Origin of the sequence: Rhodanobacter umsongensis (assembly GCF_042654965.1) — a bacterium.
In the GTDB taxonomy this organism is placed as follows: domain Bacteria; phylum Pseudomonadota; class Gammaproteobacteria; order Xanthomonadales; family Rhodanobacteraceae; genus Rhodanobacter; species Rhodanobacter umsongensis.
In genome coordinates this window covers 787,332-812,697 of record NZ_JBHSMK010000009.1, presented here as the reverse complement: position 1 = coordinate 812,697, position 25,366 = coordinate 787,332, and the positions used below count along the sequence as shown (strand labels likewise).

At 66.5% G+C, this 25,366-nt stretch carries 21 protein-coding genes; 14 read left to right on the top strand and 7 right to left on the bottom strand.

Annotation, left to right across the window (positions count from 1 at the left end; genetic code table 11):
- Nucleotides 1-132 precede the first annotated feature (132 nt).
- From pilG to ACFPME_RS16335, 7 genes are all read left to right on the top strand, one after another.
- Nucleotides 133-498, top strand: a complete 366-nt coding sequence (gene pilG, locus ACFPME_RS16365) for a twitching motility response regulator PilG (protein ID WP_083573040.1) — start codon at nt 133-135, stop codon at nt 496-498.
- 22 nt (nt 499-520) lie between these two features.
- Nucleotides 521-892 (top strand): response regulator, encoded by a 372-nt coding sequence (locus tag ACFPME_RS16360; RefSeq protein ID WP_377306742.1) that lies wholly within the window; start codon nt 521-523, stop codon nt 890-892.
- Complete coding sequence (locus tag ACFPME_RS16355) at nt 889-1,428, top strand: chemotaxis protein CheW (protein WP_377306740.1); 540 nt, start codon at nt 889-891, stop codon at nt 1,426-1,428. The genes ACFPME_RS16360 and ACFPME_RS16355 overlap by 4 nt, the downstream gene beginning before the upstream one ends.
- A gap of 130 nt (nt 1,429-1,558) precedes the next feature.
- A complete protein-coding gene (locus tag ACFPME_RS16350; protein ID WP_377306739.1) occupies nt 1,559-3,589 on the top strand; it encodes a methyl-accepting chemotaxis protein in 2,031 nt (676 codons plus the stop codon).
- A gap of 103 nt (nt 3,590-3,692) precedes the next feature.
- Nucleotides 3,693-9,752 (top strand): Hpt domain-containing protein, encoded by a 6,060-nt coding sequence (locus ACFPME_RS16345; RefSeq protein WP_377306738.1) that lies wholly within the window; start codon nt 3,693-3,695, stop codon nt 9,750-9,752.
- Complete coding sequence (locus ACFPME_RS16340) at nt 9,745-11,475, top strand: chemotaxis protein CheB (protein WP_377306737.1); 1,731 nt, start codon at nt 9,745-9,747, stop codon at nt 11,473-11,475. The genes ACFPME_RS16345 and ACFPME_RS16340 overlap by 8 nt, the downstream gene beginning before the upstream one ends.
- Complete coding sequence (locus ACFPME_RS16335; protein WP_377306736.1) at nt 11,472-12,008, top strand: chemotaxis protein CheW; 537 nt, start codon at nt 11,472-11,474, stop codon at nt 12,006-12,008. The genes ACFPME_RS16340 and ACFPME_RS16335 overlap by 4 nt, the downstream gene beginning before the upstream one ends.
- Nucleotides 12,009-12,034: 26 nt before the next feature.
- Here the strand turns inward: ACFPME_RS16335 and ACFPME_RS16330 are convergent, their stop codons facing one another.
- A complete protein-coding gene (locus ACFPME_RS16330) occupies nt 12,035-12,769 on the bottom strand; it encodes a 16S rRNA (uracil(1498)-N(3))-methyltransferase (RefSeq protein ID WP_377306735.1) in 735 nt (244 codons plus the stop codon).
- Nucleotides 12,770-12,799: 30 nt separating this feature from the next.
- On the bottom strand, nt 12,800-14,176 hold the full coding sequence (locus ACFPME_RS16325; RefSeq protein WP_377306734.1) for an adenosylmethionine--8-amino-7-oxononanoate transaminase: 1,377 nt from the start codon (nt 14,174-14,176) through the stop codon (nt 12,800-12,802).
- 67 nt (nt 14,177-14,243) lie between these two features.
- Here ACFPME_RS16325 and ACFPME_RS16320 point away from each other — a divergent pair, with 67 nt between their 5' ends.
- From ACFPME_RS16320 to ACFPME_RS16295, 6 genes are all read left to right on the top strand, one after another.
- The gene (locus tag ACFPME_RS16320) at nt 14,244-15,029 is read left to right on the top strand and encodes a type II secretion system protein N (RefSeq protein WP_377306733.1); all 786 of its coding nucleotides are present in this window, start codon (nt 14,244-14,246) and stop codon (nt 15,027-15,029) included.
- A 14-nt stretch (nt 15,030-15,043) separates the two neighbouring features.
- Entirely contained in the window at nt 15,044-15,820 is a 777-nt protein-coding gene (locus ACFPME_RS16315; protein ID WP_377306732.1) for an inositol monophosphatase family protein, read from the top strand.
- A gap of 23 nt (nt 15,821-15,843) precedes the next feature.
- Nucleotides 15,844-16,401 (top strand): ADP compounds hydrolase NudE, encoded by a 558-nt coding sequence (gene nudE / locus ACFPME_RS16310; protein ID WP_377306731.1) that lies wholly within the window; start codon nt 15,844-15,846, stop codon nt 16,399-16,401.
- The gene (gene cysQ, locus ACFPME_RS16305) at nt 16,398-17,219 is read left to right on the top strand and encodes a 3'(2'),5'-bisphosphate nucleotidase CysQ (RefSeq protein ID WP_377306729.1); all 822 of its coding nucleotides are present in this window, start codon (nt 16,398-16,400) and stop codon (nt 17,217-17,219) included. Before nudE ends, cysQ begins: the two co-directional genes overlap by 4 nt.
- Before the next feature lie 87 nt (nt 17,220-17,306).
- A complete protein-coding gene (mazG, locus tag ACFPME_RS16300) occupies nt 17,307-18,119 on the top strand; it encodes a nucleoside triphosphate pyrophosphohydrolase (protein WP_377306728.1) in 813 nt (270 codons plus the stop codon).
- Nucleotides 18,120-18,229: 110 nt separating this feature from the next.
- Complete coding sequence (locus ACFPME_RS16295; RefSeq protein ID WP_377306727.1) at nt 18,230-19,024, top strand: DUF4097 family beta strand repeat-containing protein; 795 nt, start codon at nt 18,230-18,232, stop codon at nt 19,022-19,024.
- 50 nt (nt 19,025-19,074) lie between these two features.
- On the opposite strand, the gene ACFPME_RS16290 is transcribed toward ACFPME_RS16295, so the two are convergent.
- The 5 genes from ACFPME_RS16290 to ACFPME_RS16270 form a co-directional block, all read right to left on the bottom strand.
- Nucleotides 19,075-20,208 (bottom strand): SLC13 family permease, encoded by a 1,134-nt coding sequence (locus ACFPME_RS16290; RefSeq protein ID WP_377306726.1) that lies wholly within the window; start codon nt 20,206-20,208, stop codon nt 19,075-19,077.
- A gap of 139 nt (nt 20,209-20,347) precedes the next feature.
- Entirely contained in the window at nt 20,348-20,977 is a 630-nt protein-coding gene (locus ACFPME_RS16285) for a glutathione S-transferase family protein (protein ID WP_377306725.1), read from the bottom strand.
- A gap of 124 nt (nt 20,978-21,101) precedes the next feature.
- The gene (locus ACFPME_RS16280; protein WP_377306724.1) at nt 21,102-21,419 is read right to left on the bottom strand and encodes a hypothetical protein; all 318 of its coding nucleotides are present in this window, start codon (nt 21,417-21,419) and stop codon (nt 21,102-21,104) included.
- A gap of 110 nt (nt 21,420-21,529) precedes the next feature.
- Entirely contained in the window at nt 21,530-24,013 is a 2,484-nt protein-coding gene (locus tag ACFPME_RS16275; protein WP_377306723.1) for an ABC transporter permease, read from the bottom strand.
- A complete protein-coding gene (locus ACFPME_RS16270) occupies nt 24,010-24,711 on the bottom strand; it encodes an ABC transporter ATP-binding protein (protein ID WP_377306722.1) in 702 nt (233 codons plus the stop codon). The genes ACFPME_RS16275 and ACFPME_RS16270 overlap by 4 nt, the downstream gene beginning before the upstream one ends.
- Between ACFPME_RS16270 and ACFPME_RS16265 the strand changes: the two genes are divergently transcribed.
- On the top strand, nt 24,710-25,318 hold the full coding sequence (locus tag ACFPME_RS16265; RefSeq protein WP_377306721.1) for an arylesterase: 609 nt from the start codon (nt 24,710-24,712) through the stop codon (nt 25,316-25,318). The genes ACFPME_RS16270 and ACFPME_RS16265 overlap by 2 nt on opposite strands.
- Nucleotides 25,319-25,366: the final 48 nt, after the last annotated feature.

Here is a 25,366-nt window from a genome sequence, read left to right as displayed (position 1 = left end):
ATGTTTTTTTACATGCGCACTATGCGGCATGGCTGTTGCATGTCTTGGTGCCTATCCTGAGCTCGGGGCGGGCCGCAGGGGGAGTAAGTGAATTTGAACGTGAGCGCTAACGATTTGGCTGGTCTGAAGGTCATGGTGATCGATGATTCCAAGACCATCCGCCGGACCGCGGAAACCCTGCTGAAGAAAGAGGGGTGCGAGGTGTTGACCGCCGTCGATGGATTCGAGGCGCTGGCCAAGATATCGGACCAGAAGCCCGCCATCATCTTCGTCGATATCATGATGCCGCGGCTGGATGGCTATCAGACCTGCGCACTGATCAAGAACAATCCCCAGTTCCGCGCCACGCCGGTGATCATGCTGAGTTCGAAGGATGGCCTGTTCGACAAGGCGCGCGGCCGCATCGTCGGTGCCGAGCAGTATCTGACCAAGCCGTTCACGCGGGATGAGCTGCTTGGTGCCATCCATCGCCACGTCAGTACGGTATCGAGCCACTGACTGCAGATTCTGAGGGGGACCTGTGGCCACTATTCTCATCATCGACGACTCGCCGACCGACGTGCGCGTGTTCACCACGCTGCTTGAACGGGCAGGCCATCAGGTTGTCGCTGTCAGCACCGCTGAAGAGGGCATCGAGCGCGTCCGCGCCGAGCTGCCCGACCTTGTCATCATGGACGTCATCATGCCCGGCATGAATGGTTTCCAGGCGACCCGCACGCTTACCCGCGATCCCGCCACGGCGGTGGTGCCGATCGTGATGATCACCACCAAGTCCATGGAAACCGACCGCGTATGGGGTTTGCGCCAGGGGGCCCGGGCGTTCATCACCAAGCCGGTGAACGAGAAGGAGCTGCTGGCCTGCATCAATGATTTGTTGCCGAGCAAGACATGAACCAGTCCGTCAACCGCACTCCTTTCGAAATTCTGGCGCGCTACGAGCGGTTGTCGCTGGCTCACGCGTCCGATACGCAAAACAAGCTGGAGGCCCCGGGACTGTGGCGCGGCATCGGTTTTCGGGTGGGCTCGCGCCTGCTCGTCAGCGGCATCGACGAGATCAACGAGCTGCTGGCGGTGCCCCTGCTGACTCCGGTGCCCGGCACCCAGCCTTGGCTGCTCGGCGTGGCCAACGTGCGCGGCAATCTGGTTCCGGTAATCGATTTTGCGCGCTATCTGTTCGGCGAGCGCACGCAGCATACCGACCGGACCCGGCTGCTGGTGGTGCGCCAGGGCGGCGGCAACGTGGCGTTGCTGGTGGATGAGGTGTTCGGCCAGCGCACCGTGGACGAGGAGCAGCGCCGCGAGGCCGGACGCGAAGACGACGCGCGGCTCACCCGGTTTGTCGAGAGCAGGGTAGGTGAGCAGCAATTGGCTATTTTCAGCATGAATCGACTGGTGCGTGCACCGGATTTCCGGCACGCCGCAGCCTGACTCGGTCAGGCTGCCAGGAGAGGGCGGGCGCCGGTTGAGGTCGTAAGCGTGTAACAGCAATTCCCTGGCCAGTACTCGCGTCCGATGGATGTGCAGCCGGTAACGTACTTAGTTAGACGATGAGGTGAACATGAGCACTACAGGGGGCGTCAGCAGGGAACGCGGTTACACCGCACTCATTGTCCTGCTGCTGATTGCGATCGGCTTCGCGGCACTGGACTTTTTCCTGCTCAACCAGAAGAACGGTGAGGATCGCCAGGCGATTGCGCTGACCACGCAGATCCAGGTGCTGTCGCAGCAGACGGCGAAATTCGCGCTGGAGTCGGCGGACGGCAATACCGACTCCTTCAAGGAACTCGAAAGCACCCGCAACAGCATCGATTCGGCGGTGCAGCGGCTGAACAAGGGTGACCCGAAGAGCGGCATGCAGCCCTATGCGGACAACAGCGCGACGCCCGCCGGCCGCGCGGTAAGCGCGCTCGACGCCTCCTGGAAGCAGCTGGACGCCGACATCGGCAAGATCCTGTCCAACAAGGCCGTCGTGGTCGATTCCGGACAGCGCGCCAGTACGTTGTCGCAGCAGATGCCCCTGCTCAACTCGAGCATGGAGCAGGTGGTCAACATCCTGCAGCAGCGCAACGGCAGCTCCGAACAGATGCTGGGCACGTCCCGCCAGATGCTGTCCGCCGACCGCATCATCCGTCGCGTGCAGGAAGTGCTGCAGGGTGGCGACAACGCCCAGTCGGCAGCCGATGGCCTGTCCCGCGATGCGCAGTTGTACGGCAGCGTGCTGAAGGGGCTGATCACCGGCAACGCCGACAGCGGCGTGAAGCCGATCGGCGATGCCAATGCGCGCAAGATACTCACCGACATGGATGCCAGCTGGACCACGCTGGCCGATCCGGTTGCCAAGCTGGTGTCCGCCGCGGGCAATCTGGCCGACGTGAAGCACGCCGGCAACCAGGCCTCGCTGGATTCGCAGACGGTGCTGCTGCGCGCAAACGATCTGTCCGAGCAGATCGGCAAGCTGCCGCTGCGCCGGTTGTTCCCGAATGTCTGGTGGGGCCTGCTCGGCGCGATCGCCGCGGTAGCCTTCGCCCTGTTGCTGGTCATCACGCTGGTGCGCGATCAGCGCAAGCGGTTCGCCAGCAGTACCGAGCTGAACCAGCGCAACCAGGAGGCGATCATGCGCCTGCTGGACGAGATGGGCTCGCTTGCCGAAGGCGATCTCACGGTCAAGACCACGGTATCGGAAGACATCACCGGCGCCATCGCCGACTCGGTGAATTACGCCATCGACGAGCTGCGTTCACTGGTTACCACCATCAACGAGACCTCCGAGCAGGTGTCGTCGTCGGCGCAGGAAACCCAAACCACCGCGCGGCATCTGGCGAACGCGGCGGAGCAACAGGCGCAGCAGATCAGTTCGGCGACCTCGGCGATCAACCAGATCGTGAGTTCGATGGACATCGTGTCGAAGGACTCCGCCGAGTCGGCGGACGTGGCGGAGCGCTCGGTGAAGATCGCGTCCCACGGCGCCGAGGTGGTGCGCGAAACCATCTCGGGCATGGACTCGATCCGCGACCAGATCCAGGAGACCTCCAAGCGAATCAAGCGCCTGGGCGAATCCTCGCAGGAGATCGGCTCGATCGTCGAACTGATCAACGACATTGCCGAGCAGACCAACATTCTGGCGTTGAACGCAGCGATCCAGGCGGCCTCTGCCGGTGAGGCGGGCCGCGGTTTCGCGGTCGTGGCGGACGAAGTGCAGCGACTGGCCGAACGCTCGACCAGCGCGACCAAGCGCATCGAGACGCTGGTGCAGACGATTCAGTCCGATACCAACGAAGCGGTGAACTCGATGGAGCAGACCACCGCCGAGGTGGTGGCAGGTGCGCGCCTGGCCGAGGACGCCGGCAGCGCGCTGGGCGATATCGAACGCGTTTCGCACGATCTGTCCGCGCTGATCCAGAACATCTCTACCGCGGCCCGCGAGCAGTCGGCGGCAGCGACGGATGTCTCGCATTCGATGAACGCAATTCAGGAAATTACCTCGCAAACCTCGCAAGGTGCGAGCCAGACGGCCGACTCGATCGGTACGCTGGCGCAGCTCGCGAGCGACCTGCGGCGATCGGTGGCGCATTTCAAGCTGCCAGGTTGACATCGGCCGGGCCAGATCATGGCCCGATTGAGACAAGTACAAGACAGGGGGCAGTCTCGCTGGTTGCGTGATGCTTGCATGATGCAACCGCTGAGAGAGGCGCATGAGACTTCAAGACCATATCGATTTCACCACGCTGCAGTGGGTCAAGCCGGAGCTCGACGATACGTTGTCGATCGCCCGCGAGGCACTGGAGTCCTACGTCGACAATCCGGGCAAGCGCGACTTCATGCGCACTTGCGCGGATCACCTGCATCAGGTGCAGGGCACCTTGCAGATGGTCGAGCTGTATGGCGCGGCGATGGTGACCACGGAGATGGAGACGCTCGCCATCGCGCTGCTGGAGGATCACGTCGCCTATCGTGAAGAAGCGTATGCCGCATTGATGCGCGGCCTGATGCAGCTGCCCGATTATCTCGAGCGGCTGTCCAGCGGCCATCGCGATGTGCCGGTGGTGTTGCTGCCACTGCTCAACGACCTGCGCGCGAGCCGCGAACAGGAGCCGCTGCCCGAGTCGGCGATGTTCCACCCGAATCTGGATGCGTTCCTGCCGGAGCAGGCCCCCGCAGCGATGAGCGAGGCGTATGCCGATGCGCATCGTGGCGAGCTGGTGGATCTGCGCCTGCGTTTCCAGCAGCAACTGCTGAACTGGTTTCGGGGGCAGAATGCGGCACAACAACTGAGCGGAATGCGCAAGACGCTCCTGGCGATCAGCGCGCGTTGCTACCACGTGCATGGCCGACGCCTGTGGTGGATTGCCGCCGGCGTGCTGGAAGGTCTGGAGCAGGGGTCCCTCAAGGGCTACGCCGGTGAAGTGCGCCAGCTGATCGGTAAGGTCGACCGCAGCATCCGCCTGCTGATCGAGCAGGGTGAAGTCGCCCTGCGCGGCGGCGAGGCGGACGACGTGGCGTGCAGGTTGCTCTACATCGTCGCGCAGGCCAAGCAGCGCAGTCCTCAGATGGAACTGCTGCGTACGACCTATGCGCTGGACAGCCTGTTGCCGGACGCCAGCGAGCTGGAGCACGCGCGCGGCTCGATGGCGGGGCACAACCGCGCGCTGCTCGATTCGGTATCGCGCGCACTGAAGGACGACCTGTTGCGGGTCAAGGAGGCGCTGGATCTGTTCCTGCGCCAGCAGGACGGCGATCCCGCGCAACTGTCGGCGCAGGGCGAGGTGCTCGAGCGCGTCGGCGACACGCTGGGCATGCTGGCGCTGGCTGTGCCGCGTCGGGTGGTTACCGAACAGCGGCGGGTGCTCGACGAGATCGCCAACCGCTTGCGTCCCGCAGACGAGGAAACCCTGCTCGATGTGGCCGGTGCGCTGCTGTACGTCGAAGCGTCGCTTGACGATCACATCGAGAGTCTCGGCTCCGAGGACGAGCCTGGCGCCGGCGACGCCATCCACGGTTTGCCGCGCAGCGAAGCGCTGGGCGTGGTCACCACCCTGATGCAGGAAGCGATCGGCAATACCGGCAGAGTGAAGGAGGCGATCGTCGCCTTCGTCGAGTCCGGCTGGGAACACGATCGCCTCGCTGGCGCGCAATCGCTGATGGACGAGGTGGCCGGCGCCATGCGGATGCTGTCATCGCCGCGTCCGGCTGAACTGGCCAAGGGTGTCGGCCGTTTCATCGGCTACGAATTGCTGGACGATCGGCGCGTCCCCAGCGGCACGCAGATGGATCATCTGGCGGATGCGCTGGCGGCGCTCGAATATTACCTCGAGGCGGCGCGTGAACATCGCGGTGGCCTGGAGCATATCCTTGACGTGGCCGAACACAGTCTTGGCCAGCTGGGCTACTGGCCGGTTCCGGCCGCGCGTGCGACTCCCGCCAGCGCGCCCGCCGAGGCGCCCTGGACAACATTGCCGATGGCCACAGGTTTCGGCATCGAGCACGAGGAACATCCCGAACTGACCGAGTCCGTCAGCCTGCTGGTGGGCAACGATCCGTCACAGCTGTTCGTGGGCGAGACCGAACCCCAAACCGTGAACGCACACGATCTGGACGGGCTGCGTCTGACCCCGACCGAAGCGACTGCACCCGCGGTGCTGGAAGGCGATGCGCCCGACAGCCAGGAAGGCGACTGGACCGAGATCGAGGAAGAGGTTTTCGAGCAGGTTCCGATGCGCGATCCGCTGGCCGCGAAGACCAGCTTCAACATCAATGCGGAAGGCATCGACGACGATATCCGGGAGATCTTCCTGGAGGAAATGCAGGAAGAGATCGACAACCTGCGCGGCGCCGAAAAGGTGTGGCTCGCCGATCCGACGCAGAACTCGCCGCTGATCAGCATCCGTCGTTCGTTCCACACCCTGAAAGGGTCCGGCCGCCTGGTCGGTGCCGGCGTGCTCGGCGAGTTTGCGTGGAAAGTGGAGGACATGCTCAACCGCGTGCTCGACAACACGATCGAGCCGGACCAGAACGTGCAGGCCTTGGTGCGGCACGCGATCGAGGCATTGCCGCAGCTGCTGGCTGCGCTCAAGGGCGACGGCACGCCGACCGCCCCGCTCAGCGCCATCATGCATACCGCCGGGCAGCTTGCCGCCGGCAACCAGGTGCGCCTGGAAGACCACGCGCCGCTGGCCACGGAAATGGTCCGGCGCGTCGTGCGCCGCCGCGTGCCGCGCGCCGACGCCATGGCGGCTGCCGTCCCGGAGGCCGGTCTGACCGACGCGCTCGCGGCCGCCGCCGCGCAGCCGGTCGAGGCTGAGCCGTCGATCGCGATGCCGGTGTTGCCGCCGGTGGATCCAGTGTTGCTGGAGATCCTGCGCAGCGAAGTGGCGCAGTACCTGCAGACCATCCGCGCCGCCATCCAGCGCAGCGAAAGCGAGCTGCCGGTCGGCGAAGAACTGTTGCGGGCGGTGCATACCCTGCACGGCGCGATCGCCATGGTCGACATTCCGCTGCTGACCCAGCTGTTGTCGCCGCTGGAAGGGCTGTTCAAGCGGCTGCGCGCGGCCAATTTGCCGTTGTCGGCCGACGGCGTGCGTCTGCTGGGCCAGTCGATCGATCTGGTCGATCACGTGATGGGCCAGTTTGATGCGGTCGAGCCGCACTTGCCGAATGCGGAAGCACTCACCGCGCAGATCACGGAGATGCGCGACCACTATCCCGAGTCTCAGGTGGCGCACGTTGTCTACGAGCCCCGCCCTGACGAGATGGATCAGGCTGATGCCGCGGCGACCGCTCATGTCGACGGCAGCGAGGCGACCATGGTCGCCTCGCTGGACGCAAGCATGCTGGAGGCTGAAGCACCGGTCCGGCAGCCCGCGGCGGCAACCCCCGCCGAAGATGCTCGGCCGCCACAGATGAGTCCGGACGAAATCCATCACGCCGAGGTGGCGGCCGAGCTGGTAGCGGCGCTGGACGCGTTCGAACCGCAGGAAGCCAGCGCAGCGCGCGTCGCTGCGGAACATGCCGCCGCCGAGCAGGCCGCCGCAGAACGCGCCGTCGCCGAGAAGCTGGCTGCCGAGCAGGCTGCCGCAGAACGTGCCGCCACCGAGAAGCTGGCTGCCGAGCAGGCCGCCGCAGAACGCGCCGTCGCTGAGGAACTGGCTGCCGAACAGGCTGCTGCAGAACGCGCCGCCGCCGAGAAGCTGGCTGCCGAGCAGGCGGCTGCGGCCGAACGCGCGGCTGCGGAGAAGCTCGCAGCCGACCAGGCTGCGCAGGTCGCTGCGGCCGAGCAATTGGCTGCCGAACAAGCCGCGGTCGACGAAGAAACGGAACAGGGCAATGCAGAGGTAAGCCAGGAGCCTGCCTATGCGTTGGCTGGCTCGGGCCACATCGACGCCGATTTGCTGGAGGTGTTCATCGATGAGGCGCGCGAGATCCTCGACCACGCCGACAGCGTGCTTGCGCAATGGCACGCCGAGCCGGCCGAGCTGTCGCACGTCGCGGAGCTGCAGCGTGATCTGCACACGCTCAAGGGCGGCGCGCGCATCGCGGGGCTGGTGCCGGTGGGGGATCTTTCCCACGCGATCGAGACCCTGATCGAGAAGCCGATCCGCGACAAGGCAAAAACCGGCACGCTCATTTCCGCGCTGGAGGCGAGCTTCGACCAGTTGCATTCGCTGGTACAGCAGATATCCCAGGGCCAGGCGCCCGAGTATCCGCAGGCCACGATCGATCACCTGCTGAGGCTGGCTGGCGAGACGACCCTCACCGACGACGCGGTCCTCGCTGCCGTTGCCGCGACGGAATCGGACGTTGCGCCTGCACCGGCCGCGTCGCTGCCAGCGGCGCGGCAGACGGCCAATGCGCTCGATCTGCCCGAGCTGCTGCCGGAAATGGAGGAGGAAGTACGTTCCTCGCAAGAACAGATCCGAGTTCGCGCCGACCTGCTTGACAGCCTGGTCAACCATGCCGGCGAAGTGGCGATCTACCGTTCGCGACTGGAGCAGCAAGTTGCCGGCTACCGCTTCAACCTGGTGGAGCTCGAGCAGACCGTGTCGCGCCTGCGCAGCCAGTTGCGCATGCTGGAAATCGAGACCGAGGCGCAGATCATCGCGCGCTTCCAGCGCGAGCATCGCGAAGCGGGTCTGACCGTGTTCGATCCGCTCGAGCTCGATCGTTACTCGCAGCTGCAGCAGTATTCGCGTGCACTGGCGGAGTCGGTGTCCGATCTGGTGTCCATCCAGAACATGCTGGACGAACTGACGCGCCAGGCGGAAACCCTGCTGATCCAGCAGTCGCGGGTCAGCACCGAGTTGCAGGACGGCCTGCTGCGCACGCGCATGCTGCCGTTCGACACGATGGTGCCGAATCTGCGCCGCACGTTGCGGCAGGCTGCGCAGGAGCAGGGCAAGAACGCCCAGCTCTACGTGGACGGCGCCCACGGCGAAATGGATCGCAACCTGCTCGACCGCATCAAGGCGCCGTTCGAGCACATGCTGCGCAACGCCATCGCGCATGGCATCGAGACCCCGGCCGAACGCCGCAAGGCGGGCAAGCCAGCCGAAGGTGCCGTGCATATCCGGGTTGCGCGAGAAGCCACCGAGGTGGTCATCCGGGTCAGCGATGATGGTCGAGGGTTGAATCGCGAGGCCATTCGCAAGCGCGGTATCGAGCGCGGCCTGCTGCGCGCCGAAACCAGGCCAACCGACAACCAGTTGCTCTCGCTGATCACTCAGACCGGTTTCTCCACGGCGAGCAAGGTCACCCAGCTCGCCGGCCGCGGGGTCGGCATGGACGTGGTGGCGAACGAGATCAAGCAGCTTGGGGGTTCGCTCTCGATCGAGTCGGAGGAAGGCAAGGGCACCACGTTCGTGCTGCGCCTGCCGTTCACTCTGGCGGTGACCCAGGCAATCCTGGTGCGCATCGGGGAAGCGACGTTCGCGATTCCGATGACCTCGGTGCAGGGCGTGGCGCGAGTCAACCCGGAGGACCTGACCGCCCTGCTGGCCGAGGACGAGCCATCGTTCCAGTACGGCAACGAGGACTACGGCATCCACGATCTGGCCGAGCTGCTGGGCCTGCCGCCAGGGCTTCCGGCGGAAGGTGAGCAGCAGCCGTTGCTGTTGACCCGCGCCGGCGATCTGCGCGCGGCGATCCGCATCGACGCCGTGCTCGGCTCGCGCGAGATCGTGGTCAAGTCGGTCGGCCCGCAGATCAGCTCGGTACCGGGCCTGCTCGGCGCCACCATCATGGGCGACGGTTCGGTGCTGATCATTCTGGATCTGGCGCCGCTGGTCCGTCACGGCATCATCCGCCGCGATCAGCGTCTGGCCGAAGGCCTGAGCGCCGTGCGGGCGCCGGTCGTCGAGGAAGTGCAGGTGCGGCCGCTGGTGATGGTGGTGGATGACTCGATCACCATGCGCAAGGTCACCGGCCGCGTGCTGGAGCGCCACGAATACGAAGTCAGCACGGCCAAGGACGGCGTCGACGCGTTGGAGAAACTGCACGAGCGCGTGCCCGATCTGATGCTGCTTGACATCGAGATGCCGCGCATGGACGGTTACGAGCTGGCCACCCACATGAAGGCCGACCCGCGGTTGCGCGACGTGCCGATCATCATGATCACCTCGCGCAGCGGCGACAAGCATCGCCAGCGCGCTTTCGATATCGGCGTGGATCGCTACCTCGGCAAGCCGTACCAGGAAGCCGAACTGCTGGTGCAGATCAGCGAGGTCCTGGAGCAACGTGCGGCGGAGCTGGTTCATGACTGACTCGGCTCCGGCAGTCGCCCTGCTGTTCGACGACACCGAACTGGGTAAGCAGTTGCGCGAGGCATTGCACGAGCGCGGCGCGCGCATCGTCCACGAGGGTGGCGTGTCCAGCCTCACCCGAGAACTGCTGCAACAGGTTGGCGCCGATGTACTGGTGGTCAACCTTGACGACAGCGCCGACGACGCGCTCGATCAGCTCTACGAGGTGATCGACGGCGATCGTCCGCGCGTGGTGTTCAACGATGCGCACGCCAGCCGCACCCTGATCGGCTGGGACCGCGCCCGCTGGGCGCGTCATCTGGCAGTCAAGGTGCTGGCGATGGGCGACGTCGACCCGCCGCGCCCCGAGGACGCCCGTACCGTCGAGGCGGTGCAAGCCGCGGTGCTGGAGCCGATGTCGCGTGATGCCGAGCCAGCGCCAGTGGCCTCGATCGCCGAGGTGGCGATTGCCAGCCAGCCAGTGCGGCAGCCTTCCGCGGAGCCGATGGTGGAAATGGAAGCAGACATCGACGCCGAGTCGGTGCCCGACTTCCTCATGCACGACGATCCGGGTCGGCACGAACAGATCGCCACCGCCGAATCGGAGAATCTGGCCGCCGAACTGGAAGCCCTGCTGGCCTCCGACGAGCTGCCGGCCGACGAGGAAGACACCGGCACCGGTCCGCGTCATTTCGATGAGGGGGAGTTGCCACCGCTGCATGATGGCAACTTCGGTTGGTCGGCCATGACCGAGCCCGAGGTGCCGCTGGCGCCATCGTTGTCCGTGTCGAACGGCGGCACTTCGTCGGACAGGCCTTCATCGTCATTCGGTGCCGATGATCTGCAGCTCTCCCCGGCGATGGATCCATCGATCACGGCCCAGCCCGCCCAGGTGGCCGAGCCGGTGCCGGCCGACGCGATCGCTTCCGTGCGTGCGCCCGACGCCTGGGCGTTGCTGGACGACGATGCTCCGCTGGCGCCGGTGGCTGCCGAGCAACCGGACGCCGCCGCTTTTGGCATCGAAAAACTCAGCGCCGCCGATTTCCTCGCGCCCGACGTCGAGCCGATCGCCCACGGAGTGGAGGCGTTCATGAGCCTCGAACTGGTCTCGATGGAAGAGGCCATCGCGCCACAGGCCTATGTGCACGATCACGAAATGCAGCTCGATGACCTGGGTTCCGCGCTGAGCCGGATCGTGGTGCTGGGTGCGGCAAGCAGCGGGGTCGACTCTGTTTGCGAATTTCTGGCCGCGTTGCCGGCGACCACAAGGCTGACCTTTCTGCACACCCAGCACCTGGGCGGGCAGTCGGACGCTGCCCTGGTGGAGCGGTTTGCCGCGCCCTGCGCGTTGCCGGTCCGCCTGGCCGAACGGGGCGGCCGGGCCGGTGCCGGCGAAGTACTGGTGGTGCCGGCCGGGCACCAGGTGCGGGTGCGCCGCGATGGCTCCATCGAGTTGCTGGCAAACGGCAACGATGCATCCGCGGACCCCTCGATCGACGCCAGCCTGACCATGGCGGCCAGCGCCTTCGGTCGCGATGCGCTGGCGATCGTGTTCGCCGGGCGCGGCAACGACGCCGTCGCTGGCGCGCAGGCGATCCATGATCGCGGCGGCCAGGTCTGGGTAGAGTCGTCGTCCGGCGAGCATTTTGCCGACATGGTCAGCGGAATATTCGCCGAGCGACTGGTCAGTTTTTCCGGTACGCCGCCCCAGTTGGCAGCGCATCTGATCGAGGTGTTCCCATGAGTGATCCGCTGCCGCGTGAAATTCGCTGCGTCCTGGTGCCGGTAGGCAATCTTCGGCTGCTGCTGCCCAACGCAACCATTGCCGAGGTGGTGACCCAGAGCAAGCCCGAGCCGGTGCATGATGCGCCGGACTGGCTGCTCGGGCGTATTGCCTGGCGTGGCTGGCGCGTGCCGCTGGTGTCGTTTACCAAACTGGCCGGCACCGAGGAAGGCGACGCCGAGCTGAGCGTGCGCGTGGCCGTGCTCAAGGCGCTGGGCGGCAACCCCGCCTTGCCGTTCATCGCGGTGTTGACTCAGGGCTTCCCGCGTTTGACCACCCTGAATGCAGAGCTGATCATTCCCACCCATGATGGCAGCGCGCTGCCGCCTGGAGTGCGCGCCCATGTGCTCGTGCGTGATGACGTGGCGATGATCCCCGATCTGGAGTGGCTCGAAGTCGAGCTGCTGAGTCTGCTCGACGAAGCCGACTTGACCGCGTCCATCGAACCGGATGAACCGGTCGAGATTTCCGAACACTTCGACGCCGAAGACTGAGCGCCTTGCAGGCGTTGCACGGCGACCTAGCCGTCGCCGTGCAACGCCTGCAAGGCCGCGAGCGCGGCCAGCCCGGCGGTTTCCGTGCGCAGGATGCGCGGGCCCAACCGCAAGCCGTCGAACCTGGCAGCGCGCAAGGCCGCTGTATCGCGCTCACCCAACCCGCCCTCGGGGCCGACCACCAGCAGGCCGCCGGTGGCCGTGAAACGCAGCTCGCGTGATGAGCGCGTGGCTTCGGGCAACAGCGCCAGGCGCAATGCAGAGTCCTCGACAAGGCTGTCCAGCCAGACGGGCAGCGGCAATGCTGCGGTGATCAGCGGCAAGCGTGCGCGGCCACTCTGCTCGCAGGCGCTGGCCGCCACCGCGCGCCAATGCGTCAATCGCTTTTCGGACCGTGCGGCATCCAGCTTCACTTCCGATCGTTCGGTCAGCAACGGCACGATGCGCACCACGCCAAGCTCGGTCGCCTTCTGCACGATCAGATCCATCTTTTCGCCGCGCGCCACCCCCTGCGCCAGGGTCAGCGGCAACGGCGACTCGTTGTGCAGCATTTGCCGTGACGCGACCCGCACCACGACGTCGCGTTTGCCCACGACGAGGATGCTGGCCGCGTAGTCGCAGCCGTCGCCGTTGAACAGGGTCAGCGGATCGCCTGTCGCCAGCCTGAGCACGCGGGCGACGTGCTCGCCGGCCTGCGCCGGCAGCGTCAGTTCGATGCCCGGTTGCAGCGGCAGGTCGGCATGGATTCGGATGGTGCGCATGGAAGTCGTGGTTCGTCGTGTAATGTGGGGTCAGCCAGCCACGGCGCGTTCGATACCGGCGATCGCGGTATCGACCAGCAGGTCGAGTTCCGCTTCGGTGACTACGTAGGGCGGCATGAAATAAACCACGTTGCCCAGCGGACGCAGCAGCACCCCATGCTGCAGGCCATGCAGGTAGACGCGCAAGCCGCGTCGTTCGTCCGCGGGAAACGGCTGCCGGCGCGTCTTGTCGACGACCAGCTCGATCGCCGCGATCATGCCGGTCTGGCGGACCTCGGCCACATGCGGATGATCGCGCAGCGGCTGGAGTCGGCGGGCCAGATGGGCGGCCAGCCGACGGTTGCGTGCGAGCACCGGCTCATCGCGAAAGATGGCCAGCGTTTCCAGCGCCACCCGGCAGGCCAGCGGGTTGCCGGTGTAACTATGCGAATGGAGGAACGCCTTGCCGGCATTGTATTCGGCGTAGAACGCTGCGTAGATGCCGGTGGTGGTCAGCACCGCCGACAACGGCAGGAAGCCGCCGGTGAGCCCCTTCGACAGACACAGGAAATCGGGTGTCACACCGCCCTGCTCGCAGGCAAACAGGGTGCCGGTGCGGCCGAAGCCCACCGCGATCTCGTCAGCGATGAAGTGCACCGCAAATTCGTCGCACAGCGCGCGCAGGCCGGCGAGATAAGTCGGGTGATACATGCGCATGCCCCCGGCGCACTGCACCAATGGCTCGACGATCACGGCGCAGGTCTCGTGCGCATGCCGTCCAAGCAGCGTGCGCAACTCCTCCAGGCGGCGTTTGGCCGTCTGTTCCGGCGACTCGCCCGGTTCGCCCCCGTAGGCATCCGGGGACGGCGCCAGGAGCGGCGCCAGCAGCAGCGGCGCGTAGGTCTTGCGGTACAGCGCCACGTCGCTGACGGACAGCGCGCCCAGCGTCTCTCCGTGGTAGCTGCCGGTGAGCGCGATGAAGCGGGTCTTCTCGCCATGGCCCTGATTGAGCCAATAGTGGAAACTCATTTTCAGCGCTACTTCGATTGCCGCCGAGCCGTTGTCGGCATAGAACACGCGATCGAGGCCGGGCGGGGTGATCCGCACCAGTTCCTCGGCCAGATCGATTGCCGGTTCATGCGTGAACCCGGCAAAGATCACGTGCTCCAGCGTGCGCGCCTGTTCGGCCAGCGCGGCCGCGATGCGCGGGTTGGCGTGGCCGAACAGGTTGGTCCACCACGAACTGATGCCGTCCAGGTAGCGGCGACCATCGGCGTCGACCAGCCACGCGCCATCACCGCGCACGATCGGCACCATCGGCACGCCGCCACCGGCGAGGTCGTGATCGTGCATCTGCGTGCAGGGGTGCCACAGATGTTTCAGGTCGCGCGCGGCGAGCGCGGCATTGCCGTTTGCGGGGTTGCTCATCCGGCTATCATCGACGTTGCGCGATGGGCGCTCAAGCCCGCGCATGGATCGATGTGGGAATCGACGCTTGAACTACCTGCGCAAAAGCCTGCTTGGCCTTGGTGTGTTGCTGCTGACAGCGGCCGTGCTGCTGTGGTTCCTGCCAGCGCGCTGGGCCTTGCCCTGGATCGAGCCACAACTGCACGGGCTGCGCCTCCAGCAGGTGCAGGGATCGGTGTGGGATGGTCGAGCCGCTGAAGTGACGGCTCCCGACGGAGGCGTACTGGGTCAGCTGCAGTGGCGATTGTCGCGCCTTGCGTTGCTCGGCCAATTGCGGCTGCAGTTGCGGTTCAACGGGCCGCAGCTGCATGTTTCCGGCACGATGGCACGGCTGCCCGGCGATCGCATCGCACTGGATGACGCGAACATGCGTGGCGACCTTTCCGCACTGCATATCGACCCGGGCCCGCCGTGGGGTCAGCCGCGCGGCGAGCTGCAACTGAGCGTCGACCAGGCGGTACTTCAAGGCGGCTGGCCGCTGAAATTGCATGGGCAGGCGCACTGGCGGCACGCCGTCATGCACACATCGCGCGGCGATGTGGTGCTGGGCGAACTGGAGATGCAGGCGCAGGCGCACGGCGGAGTGATCGAGGCGCAACTGCGCGACGATGGCAACGGCCCGCTGCATGTCGATGGTCAATGGCAGCTGAGCCCGCTCGGTTGGCGACTGGACGCAACGCTGCGGCCTCGACAGACTGATCCGTCGCTGCGCCATTGGCTGGCCGGTCTCGGACCGGCCTCCCCCGATGGCAGCGTGCCTGTGCACCGTAGCGGTGGCCTGGCGGCGACATCGCTGGCGCCGCCACCGAAATGAGGATACGAGACCGCATGACTCCCGACATCGCCGCCACGGCACTGGCCGCCGCCCGCGAGGCCGCCGCCGCTGCAGCCGAAGTGATCAAGCACTATTGGCGGCGCGGGGTCGAAGTCGAGCTGAAATCCGACGCGACGCCAGTCACCATCGCTGACCGCGAAGCCGAGCAGGCGATCCGGAGCATCCTGCATGCGGCGTTGCCGCAGGCGTCCATCTACGGCGAGGAATTCGGTCTGGAGGGTGAGCGCGGCGGGCTGCTGTGGCTGGTCGATCCGTTGGACGGCACCAAGAGTTTCGTGCGACGCACGCCGTTCTTCTCCACCCAGATCGCGCTGATGGATGGCGATGAGCTGGTGCTCGGCGTATCCAGCGCACCGGTCTATGGCGAGGTGATGTGGGCAAGCGCCGGCGGCGGTGCATGGCTCGACGGCGAGCGTGTGCAGGTGGCCGCCACGTCGGCGATCGCCGAAGCGTCACTTTCCATCGGCAACGTCAGGACGCTCACTGCCGATGCGCGCTGGGCCGCCCTGGGCGCGCTGATCCGCGACAGCAACCGCATCCGTGGCTACGGTGATTTCTGCCACTATCACCTGCTGGCACGCGGCAGCCTGGACCTGGTGGTCGAGTCGGACGTGAACATCCTCGACATCGCGGCTCTGGCGGTGATCGTGCGCGAGGCCGGCGGCGTGTTCACCGACCTCGACGGCGCGCCGCCGACGCTGGAAACGCGCAGCGTGCTGGCCGGCACGCGGGCGATCCACGCGCAGGCACTGCCTCGACTGCGGCGTTGAACCGCGCGCGCTAGAATGTGGCGATGCCCAAGCTACCCATCATCCATGCCGTGCGGGATGTCACCGACAGCCGGTTCCTGCAGGTCGAACAGATCGATCTGGAGTTCTCCAACGGCGTGCGCCGCACGTATGAACGGTTGAAGGGCAGCGGTCTGGGCGCGGTGATCATCGTGCCGATGCTCGATGATGAAACCGTGCTGCTGGTGCGCGAATACGGTGGCGGTGTGGGGCGCTACGAGCTTGGCCTGCCGAAGGGTCGGCTGGATCAGGACGAGACCGCCGAGCAGGGCGCCGAGCGCGAGTTGAAGGAGGAGATCGGCTACGGCGCGCGCAAGCTGAAGATCCTGCACAACCTGTCGCTGTCGCCTTCGTACATGACGCACATGGCGCACGTCGTGCTGGCGCAGGACCTGTATCCCGAAAAGCTGGTCGGCGACGAACCGGAAGAGCTCGAAGTGGTGCCGTGGAAGATGGCCGAGCTGCACACCCTGCTCGGTCGCGATGACGTGACCGAAGGGCGCTCGATTGCCGCGCTGTTCATGGCCCGCGAATACCTTGCCGGGCGCTTCCAGCGCACATGAACACCCGCGCCGCCCCTGCCTTTGCCCGCCGGATCGGCGAGATCGCCCGCGCCGCCGGCGACGCCATCATGGCGGTGTATCGCAGCGATTTCGAGGTGGAGACCAAGGCCGACGCATCGCCCCTGACGGCTGCCGATCTCGCCGCGCAGCAGGTCATCCTGACGGGCCTGGCCGGGCTTGATTCGCTGCTGCCGATACTGTCGGAAGAAGCCCGGGCGCTGCCGTGGTCCGAGCGCCAGCACTGGTCGCGCTACTGGTTGGTGGATCCACTCGATGGCACCCGCGAGTTCGTCAAGCGCAACGGCGAGTTCACCGTCAACATCGCCCTGATCGAACAGCAGCAATCCGTGCTCGGCGTAGTGCTGGCGCCGGCGACCGGCGAGCTGTACGTCGCCGAGCGCGGGCACGGCGCCTGGCTGCAGGCGATGCCAGGTGGCGACTGGCATCGCATCCGTACTCGTCCGCTGGCACAATCGCCGCGGGTGGCGGGCAGCCGCTCGCATGGCGGGTCGCAGCGCGCCCTGCTGGAGCAGCTGGTCGGCAGCGACTACGAACTCGTTCCGCTCGGTTCGTCGCTGAAATTCTGCCTGATCGCTCGCGGTGCGGCGGACGTCTATCTGCGTCTCGGCCTCACCAGCGAGTGGGACACCGCCGCCGCACAATGCGTGCTGGACGAGGCCGGCGGCGCGGTGCTGGATCTGGCTGGCCGCCCGTTTCGCTACAACCGGGGCGAATCGCTGCTCAATCCCGAATTTCTTGCAGTGGGCGATGGAGCGATCGATTGGGCCGCGCGCTTGCGGAGCGCCGTGCAACGCTGATTTCGATGGATGCAGGTTGGCCCCTCGCCCCGGTCTTGTTGTCCAGAGCGGGAAATGAGTTGCGGTACTGATGGAGCTTTTCGCAGCATGAGCGACTCACCTCGATACGGCCTCGACGACCTGCTCGCGATCATGGCGCGCCTGCGCGATCCCGCGCGCGGCTGCCCTTGGGATGTGCAGCAGGATTTCGCGTCGATCGCGGCTTACACGATCGAGGAAGCCTACGAAGTGGCCGACGCGATCGACCGCCGCGACTGGCCGGATCTGCGCGACGAGCTGGGCGATCTGCTGTTGCAGGTGGTATTCCACGCGCAGATGGCGCAGGAACAGGGGCTGTTCGACTTCGCCGACGTGGCCCACGCGATCAGCGCCAAGATGCGGCGCCGTCATCCGCACGTGTTCGGCGACGTGCAGTACGCCAATCTCGACGAGCAGATGCGTGCATGGGAGGACATCAAGACCGTCGAACGCGCGGACAAGGGCGAAACGGCCGACGACAGCGCGTTGGCGGGGATCTCCAGCGGCCTGCCGGAATGGAAGCGCGCGCTCAAACTGCAGCAACGTGCAGCCGGGACCGGTTTCGAATGGACCGATCCCCAGCCGGTACTGGCCAAGCTGGCCGAGGAAGTGGACGAGGTGCGCGCCGAGCTCGCCAATGGCGCCGATCCGGTGCGGCTGGAAGACGAGATCGGCGACGTGCTGTTCGTGACGGTGAATCTGGCGCGCCACACAGGCGTCGATTTCTCGCAGGCATTGCGTCGCGCCAATGCGAAGTTCGAGCGGCGCTTCCGGCGGATGGAGCAACTGGCTGCCGCCGAAGGGGCCACATTCGGGGAGCGCACGCTCGCCGAACAGGAACAACTGTGGCAGCGTGTCAAGGCGATCGAGCGCCAGCCGTGACCGTCGGATGTCGAGCCGCGGCAGTCCATCGGGGCACATCCACGCGTTGGCATGCAACCTTTTTGCCCCGGGTTGCATCCCAAGCCTGTCGCCAACCCGAGGAGTTCATCATGCGCCGTCTTTTCACCGCTACCCTGTTGCTTGCGCCCATCGCTGCCTTCGCCGCCACGCCATGCAAGTACGAAGCGCCGCGAAACCTCCAGCTGGACCTGGCCGGCGTGCGCGCCGTGCAGATCGAAGTGCACAGCTACAACCTGCACCTGACCGGCAGCGACAGCGCCAGGGGTCTTGCCGTTACGGGACGCGCCTGCGCTTCGGAGAAGGCCGCGCTGGACGATCTGCAGGTCACCCAGCGGCGCGAAGGCGATCAGTTGCTGCTCGACATCGGCGGCAGCAACAACAGACATTTTTCGCTAAGCCTGTTCGGCGACTCTTACGCCAATCTCGAGGTCACCGCGCAGCTGCCGGCGAACTTGCCGGTGACCCTCAGCGTGGGTTCCGGCGACGCCGACGTCAGTGGCGTGCAGCAGCTGCAGAGCAATGTCGGTTCGGGCGACCTGCATGTGCGCCAGACAACGGGCAAGTTCAGCACCAGCGTGGGCTCGGGGAACGTCGACGCGACCGACATCGGCAGCCTGGAGCTGGGTTCGGTCGGCTCCGGCGATTTCAAGGCCGATGGCATCAAGGGTGATGCCAAGGTCGGCAGCATCGGTTCGGGCGATGTCACGCTGAGCCATGTCGGCGGCAGCGTGCATGCCGACACGCTGGGTTCCGGTGATCTCGCCGTGAGCGATGTGTCCGGTGATTTCAGTCTCGGCGCCAAGGGCAGCGGCGACGTCAATCATTCCGGCGTGAAGGGCAAGGTCAGCGTGCCGCGCGATAAAGACGACGGCGATGACGATTGAGATGGCTTGAACTCCTGCCCGCGCCTTGCGTGGGCAGGAGCGACCTGACTTCAGCCCAGCCAGCGCCAGGCCAGGTACACCATCGGCGCGCACACCAGCAGGAACGGGATCGATACCAGGTGCAGCCGCCGCAGGCCATGCGGCTGCTTCGCCAGACGCAGTGCAATCAGGTTCGCCAGTGAGCCGATCGCCACGCCGAAGCCGCCCACGTTCACCGCCACTGCCAGCGCGATCGGGTCCGGAGCGCGATCCAGCAGCAGCACCGTAGCCGGGACGTTGCTGATCAGCTGCGAGGCGACGATGCCGCTGGCATACAAAGTCAGCGGCTGGCTGAAGTCGAGCCGGTCCAGCGCATCGCGCATCAGCGGCAGTTCGGCGAAGTGGCCCAGCCCCAGGAAGATGGCGGCGAACGTCAGCAACAGCGGCCAGTCGATCCGCGCCAGACTCGAGCGCGCCAGCAGCGCGAACAGCCCCAGCAGCAGCGTGGCACCCAGCGGCGCCTGGTGATACTCCATCAGCAGCACCATGCCGGCCAGCGCGACCATCGACCATGCGCCGAGCCGGTTCGACGCTACCCGACCGTCGATCCTGTCCGGCGTCAGTGCGACCCGATCGCGCGGCAACCACAGCAGGGTGAAGGCCGCCACCAGCGCGAACATCACCGCCGCAGCCGGCAGCATGGCTGCCGCGAAATGCAGGAACGGCAATGACGAGTGCTGCCACAACAAGAGGTTCTGCGGGTTGCCGATCGGGCTCAGGGTGGAACCCGCATTCACCGCCAGCGCCTCCAGCACCACCATGCGCAGTACCGGCAGGTTCGACATGCTGCCGATCGCCAGCGTCAACGGCACGATCAGGAACAGGCTCACGTCATTGGTCAGCACCATCGACAGCAACGCCGTCGCGGTTACCAGCAGCAAGCCGAGACTGCGCAATGAATGTGCTTTCGCCACCACGGCGACCGCCGCGTGCTGCACCAGTCCGCTGTCGCGGATGCCCTGGATCGCTATCAGCAATCCCATCAGTCCGGCCAGCGTCGGCAACTGCAGCCAGTGCCGATACTTCGCCAGTGGTTGCGGGTCGAGCAGGGCCAGCGCGATCGTCACTGCGGCGAACAACAGCAGCAGCCATTCGGCCCGAAGCTCGGCGCGCCAGTCGGTGCGCGCATGTGCGGAGTCGTTCACCACCGGACGGCGCGTCGGTGCCGGCCGAGCGGCTTCAGCCGCGATTGTGTTGCAGAGGCGCCTGCGCCGATCGCGAGCGGAGCTGCTCCCGCCATCGCAGCGGGCCCGTTGTGCACGCGCGCGGTCCGAACGCCGTAGCTCACCACTCGCCCAGTCCCTCGATCTCGTACAGCTTCTGCCAGCTCGGCCGCGCGCGGACCAGATCGGCCAGCCGCTTCAATGCCGGCCATTCGGTGGCCGGGCGCGGCATGTTGCGCGACCAGCGCATCAGCATGGTCAGCAGCAGGTCGGCGCCGGAGAATTCCCTACCCAGCAGGTAGGGGCCACTCGCGGCGAGTTGCGCATCCAGCAGGTCCCACACGCCTTCGATCTTGCGCTGCAGGGCGGCGTGCACGGCCGGCGTGTGCTCAGCTGCACCCAGTTCCGACGGATAGAACCAGAAGCGATACGTCGACATCAGGGTGTTGCTGAGATAGACGACCCACTGCTGCCACGCCTCGCGTTCTGGCGTACCCGGCGCCGGCGCCAGCTTCGCTTCCGGGTGACGCTCGGCCAGCACCATCAACAACGCCGCCGACTCCGACAACGGCCGGCCATCGATCACCAGCGTCGGCACCACGCCACGCGGATTGAGTTTCAGATAGGCCGGATCGTGCTGTGCGTCGGCGTCGAAATCGACCAGCCGCAATTCGTGCGGCGCACCGATCTCCAGCAGTGCCAGATGCACCACCATGCTGGCGGTGCCGGGGGAGTAGTAGAGGGTGTACATGGCGTGCCTTTGCGGATTGGTCGGGGGTGATCCTGCGCAGACGCCCGTCTGCATGACGGTGTCGTTGCCGCCAAGTATGCCAAGGTCGTCCGCGATTGATCGAACATGCCACGATGGCGCCGGTTCACGAGGGGACACCTCCGGGCGTAGTCCGGCGCCGGCGTCGCCGACGGGATCGCAGCTTGGCGCGAATCGCGTGGATCATCACGCTCATCAGCAGACCGGCGACCAGTATCAAGAACGACAGGATCAGGATGGCCACGCCAAGGCCGTCACCGGGCGAACCTTGAAGCCCTGGGCGCGACATGTCGTCTTGGATGGCGTAGGCGATCAATCCGCCGAAGCCGCAGAACAGGAGCACGGCATAGGCCAGCCGACCGCGTTCGTTGAGCAGTATCGGAGCGGCAAGCGCGACAACGACGGGGATCATCCAGGACATCATGAGTGGACATCCTGGTTGGGGTAGCGCGCGCAAGTGTGCATCGACACCATGGCTATCCGCGGTCCCGCTCGGGGCGTGATCGGGCAGAAGCGATGACGGCGGCAGTGAACCTATCCCTCCCGCAACAGCCGCATGGGCGAAGTCCTCGTCACCTTGCGTGTTCCGGCCAGCCCCAGCAGCATCACCACGAACCCCGCGCCGAGGGCGGCGGACACCAGTGGCCACAGCGGCGGCACGAAGCCTTCGATGTGGAACACGGCCTGACCCAGCCACAGACCGGCGCCGGCGGCACCGAGCGAGGCGGTGAGCCCGGCGACCAGCCCGAGCAGGGCGAACTCGCAGGCGGCGGCGACGCGCAGCTGGTTTCGACGTGCACCGAGCGTGCGCAGCAACGCGGCCTCGTGGCGGCGTTCGGCCGCGCTGGCGGCGAGTGCGGCGGCCAGCACCAGCGCGCCGGCGAGCAGGCTGAAGCCAAGGATCCAGCGCACCGCGTTAGCGACCCGATCGACGATTTCGCGCACGCGGTCGAGCAGCGAGTCGACGTCGACCAGACTGAGGTTGGAATAGTCGCGCGACAGCTGCGCCAGTTGCGTGGCGTGCCCGCGCGACAGATGGAAGCTGGCCAGCCAGGTGTGCGGCAGGTCGCCGGCGTGCGCCGGATCGAGCAGCAGGAAGAAGTTGACCCGGAACGAACTCCAGTCGACCTTGCGGATGCTGCTGACTCTCGCGTCGAGGTCGCCTTCGCCGACGTTGAAGCGCAGCGTGTCGCCCACCTTCAGCGCAAACATGTCGCGCCACATGGTATCGATCGAGACTTCCGCCTGTGCCGGATGCGCGCCTTGCCACCGGCCCGCGATCACCTGGTTCGACGGCGGCAACGCAGCGGCCCAGGATAGCCGCAGTTGCCGGTCCGCCCAGTCCTTTGCGCGCTCGTCTTCAAAATGCAGCTGGTCGATCGGCGCGCCGTTGATCGCGGTGAGCTTGCCCACCGCCAGCGGCAGCATGTTGAGCTGGTCGCCACCGATGCCGGCCAGGGCGTGCTCGAAACCGGCGCGCTGGTCATCCTGCAGGTTCAGCGCGAACCAGTTCGGCGTATCCGCCGGCAGTTCCTGTCGCCACCCTTGCAGCAGGGCCGGTGCGACGATCGCCAGCAACAGCAGCGCGCACAATCCCAAGCTGAGCGCGGTGGCCTGGACCAGGCTCAGCGTGCGCCGTCGCGCCAGCGCAGCCAGGCCCAGCCGCAGCGCCGGGTGTGCGCCGGGGGCGATGCGGCGCGCCATCCACAACAGCAGCGCGGCCAGCAAGGCGGCCACCACGGCCACGCCGAGCAGGCTGGCGGCAAGGATGCCAGCCAGCTGCAGCGAACTGCTCTGGCTCCAGATCAGGCCCAGCGCGACCAGCGCGGGGATCAGGTACAGCATGTCGAAACGCCGAACCCGGCGCGTCGCGCTCTGGCGGAATACCGCCACTGGTGAGACCTCGGCCAGCCGTACCAGCGGCGGCAGTGCAAAACCGGCCAGCACCGCGATACCCATTGCGGCGGCGGCGAACGATGGCGCCAGCGGCAGCACGGTCGGCAGGCTGCCGAACAACTGGCTGGCGAACACCCATGCCAGCTGCGACAGCCCCAGCGCCAGCAGCAGGCCGAGTGTCGCTGCAGGCAGCGCGAGCGCGCCGAGCGTGCCGAGCAACAGTCCAAGCACGCGTCGTCGCGAGGTGCCCAGCGCGCGCAGCAGGGCGACTTCGGAGGTCTTGCGCCGCGCATAGCGTTGCGCGGACAGCGCAATCGCGATGCCGGCCAGCAGCGCCGACAGCAGCGCGGTCAGGCGCAGGAACGCGCCCGCCCGGTCGAACGACGTCCGCATGCGCTCCTGGGTCTGCTCCGGCGTGATCAACTGCGCACCCTGCGGCAAGGTGGTGGCCTGCGCCCAGTCGCGCCAATGCTGGACCGCGTCGGGAGCGCCAGCCAGCAGCAGCTGGCGGCGGGCGCGGCTGCCGATGCCGAGCAGGCCGGCCTGTTCGGCATCGGACAGGTTCATCAAGGCGCGCGGCGCCAGCGCGAACAACTGGCCGCCATCGGGCTGCCGCACCAGTTCGGCGGCAATGGTCAATTTGCGGCCACCCAGTTGCAGTGGCTGGCCGACCTTGAGGTTCAGCGCCACCAGTGCGCGGTGATCGAGATAGACCTCGCCGACGCCGGGTGCGTGACCGTTGCGAGTGCGGCCGGCTGAGTCGCCCAGCTCCAGCGTGCCGCGCAACGGATAGTTTGGCGTGCTGGCCAGCACGTCGAGCAGCTGGGTCTGCTGGTGGGCGAACGCGACGCTGGGGAAGCTCGCCGTGCGCGTGATCTGCAGATGGTACTGATCGGCCTTGCCGACAAAGTCACCTTGCACGGTTTGCGGTGATGAGATGCCGATGTCGCCGCCGATCAGTTCGGCCGCACTGGCCAGCATGCCGCGCTCGATCCGCGTGGCCAGCGTGGCGACCACGCCGAGCGCGACCACCGCCAGCACCAGCGACGCGGCCAGCGTGCGCAGCTCGGGCAGGTGCCATTCGCGGCGCAGGCTGCGCAGGGCGAGCAGAAACATCTTCATGCGTGTGCGCTCACGTCGTGCGGCACCACGCGGCCTTCCTCCAGTTCGATCCGCCGATCGCAGCGCGCGGCCAGCGTGGCATCGTGGGTGACCAGCACCAGCGTGGTGTGATGATCGCGGTTCAGCGCGAACAGCAAGTCGCAGACATGGTGGCCCGTGCGCTGGTCGAGGTTGCCGGTGGGCTCGTCGGCAAACAGCACGCGCGGGCGGTGCACGAACGCGCGCGCAATCGCCACGCGCTGCTGCTCGCCACCGGAAAGCTGGGCCGGATAATGCCGCCGCCGCGCACTCAGCCCGACGGCTTCGAGCGCTTCGCGGGCGCGCTCGCGCGCCGCGCCGACGCCCTCCAGCTCCAGCGGCAGCATCACGTTTTCCTCGGCGGTGAGCGCGGGCAGCAGATGGAACGACTGGAACACGAAGCCGACCAGCCGTCGGCGCAGGTCCGCGCGCGCCTCCTCGTCCAGCTGCTGCAGTGCATGCCCGTCCAGTTCGATGCTGCCAGCATCGGGAGTGTCCAGCCCGGCCAGCAGGCCGAGCAGGGTGGTCTTGCCGGAGCCGGAGGCGCCGACGATGGCGAAGCTCTCGCCCGGCCGGATCTGCAGGCTGACCTGACTGAGGATCTCCAGTCGTCCCTCGGGGCCGCTGACGGACTTGCTAACATCGCAGGCCTGAAGAATGGGACGGGAAGAATCACTCATGCGTCGATGCCTATGGCTGTTGATCGTTCTGTGTGGCATCGGCAGCGCCCAGGCGGCGGCGCCGAGAACCGTGCTGGTGCTGGGTGATTCACTGTCCGCCGCGCACAACATTCCGACGGAATCGGGCTGGGTGCACCTGCTGGACGCGCGTCTCGGCAAGATGGTGCCGAAGTGGGCCGCGATCAATGCCAGCATCAGCGGCGAGACCTCACTGAGTGGACGCCACCGATTGCCGGCATTGCTGGCGAAATACCGGCCGGCCGTGCTGGTGCTGGAGCTGGGTGCCAACGACGGCTTGCGCGGCTTGCCCTTGTCCGACTTGCGCGACAACCTGGCCGCGATGATCGATCAGGCGCGGCGGGCGAATGTTCGCGTGCTGCTGGTTGGCATCGAGCTGCCGGTGAATTACGGCCCGCAGTATCGCGACGGACTGCGCGCGATCTATGCCGAGCTGGCGCGCAGTCGGCATACCGCGCTGGTGCCCTTTCTGCTCGATGGCGTGGCGCTCGATCCCGGGTTGATGCAGGACGATGGTCTCCACCCCGTGGCGAAAGCCGAGCCGGTGGTGCTGGAAACCGTATGGCGCGGGTTGAAGCCCCTTTTGTGAGTTCCAGCCGAACGATTTGTGAACTGCCGAACCCGGTTTCACGGAATC

Coding starts and splice junctions, on each gene's coding strand:
- pilG (WP_083573040.1), top strand. CDS start 133: ATGGTGATCGATGATTCCAAGACCATCCGCCGGACCGCGGAAACCCTG.
- ACFPME_RS16355 (WP_377306740.1), top strand. CDS start 889: ATGAACCAGTCCGTCAACCGCACTCCTTTCGAAATTCTGGCGCGCTAC.
- ACFPME_RS16350 (WP_377306739.1), top strand. CDS start 1,559: ATGAGCACTACAGGGGGCGTCAGCAGGGAACGCGGTTACACCGCACTC.
- ACFPME_RS16345 (WP_377306738.1), top strand. CDS start 3,693: ATGAGACTTCAAGACCATATCGATTTCACCACGCTGCAGTGGGTCAAG.
- ACFPME_RS16340 (WP_377306737.1), top strand. CDS start 9,745: ATGACTGACTCGGCTCCGGCAGTCGCCCTGCTGTTCGACGACACCGAA.
- ACFPME_RS16335 (WP_377306736.1), top strand. CDS start 11,472: ATGAGTGATCCGCTGCCGCGTGAAATTCGCTGCGTCCTGGTGCCGGTA.
- ACFPME_RS16330 (WP_377306735.1), bottom strand. CDS start 12,769: ATGCGCACCATCCGAATCCATGCCGACCTGCCGCTGCAACCGGGCATC.
- ACFPME_RS16325 (WP_377306734.1), bottom strand. CDS start 14,176: ATGAGCAACCCCGCAAACGGCAATGCCGCGCTCGCCGCGCGCGACCTG.
- ACFPME_RS16315 (WP_377306732.1), top strand. CDS start 15,044: ATGACTCCCGACATCGCCGCCACGGCACTGGCCGCCGCCCGCGAGGCC.
- nudE (WP_377306731.1), top strand. CDS start 15,844: ATGCCCAAGCTACCCATCATCCATGCCGTGCGGGATGTCACCGACAGC.
- cysQ (WP_377306729.1), top strand. CDS start 16,398: ATGAACACCCGCGCCGCCCCTGCCTTTGCCCGCCGGATCGGCGAGATC.
- mazG (WP_377306728.1), top strand. CDS start 17,307: ATGAGCGACTCACCTCGATACGGCCTCGACGACCTGCTCGCGATCATG.
- ACFPME_RS16295 (WP_377306727.1), top strand. CDS start 18,230: ATGCGCCGTCTTTTCACCGCTACCCTGTTGCTTGCGCCCATCGCTGCC.
- ACFPME_RS16285 (WP_377306725.1), bottom strand. CDS start 20,977: ATGTACACCCTCTACTACTCCCCCGGCACCGCCAGCATGGTGGTGCAT.
- ACFPME_RS16280 (WP_377306724.1), bottom strand. CDS start 21,419: ATGATGTCCTGGATGATCCCCGTCGTTGTCGCGCTTGCCGCTCCGATA.
- ACFPME_RS16275 (WP_377306723.1), bottom strand. CDS start 24,013: ATGAAGATGTTTCTGCTCGCCCTGCGCAGCCTGCGCCGCGAATGGCAC.
- ACFPME_RS16265 (WP_377306721.1), top strand. CDS start 24,710: ATGCGTCGATGCCTATGGCTGTTGATCGTTCTGTGTGGCATCGGCAGC.
- ACFPME_RS16270 (WP_377306722.1), bottom strand. CDS start 24,711: ATGAGTGATTCTTCCCGTCCCATTCTTCAGGCCTGCGATGTTAGCAAG.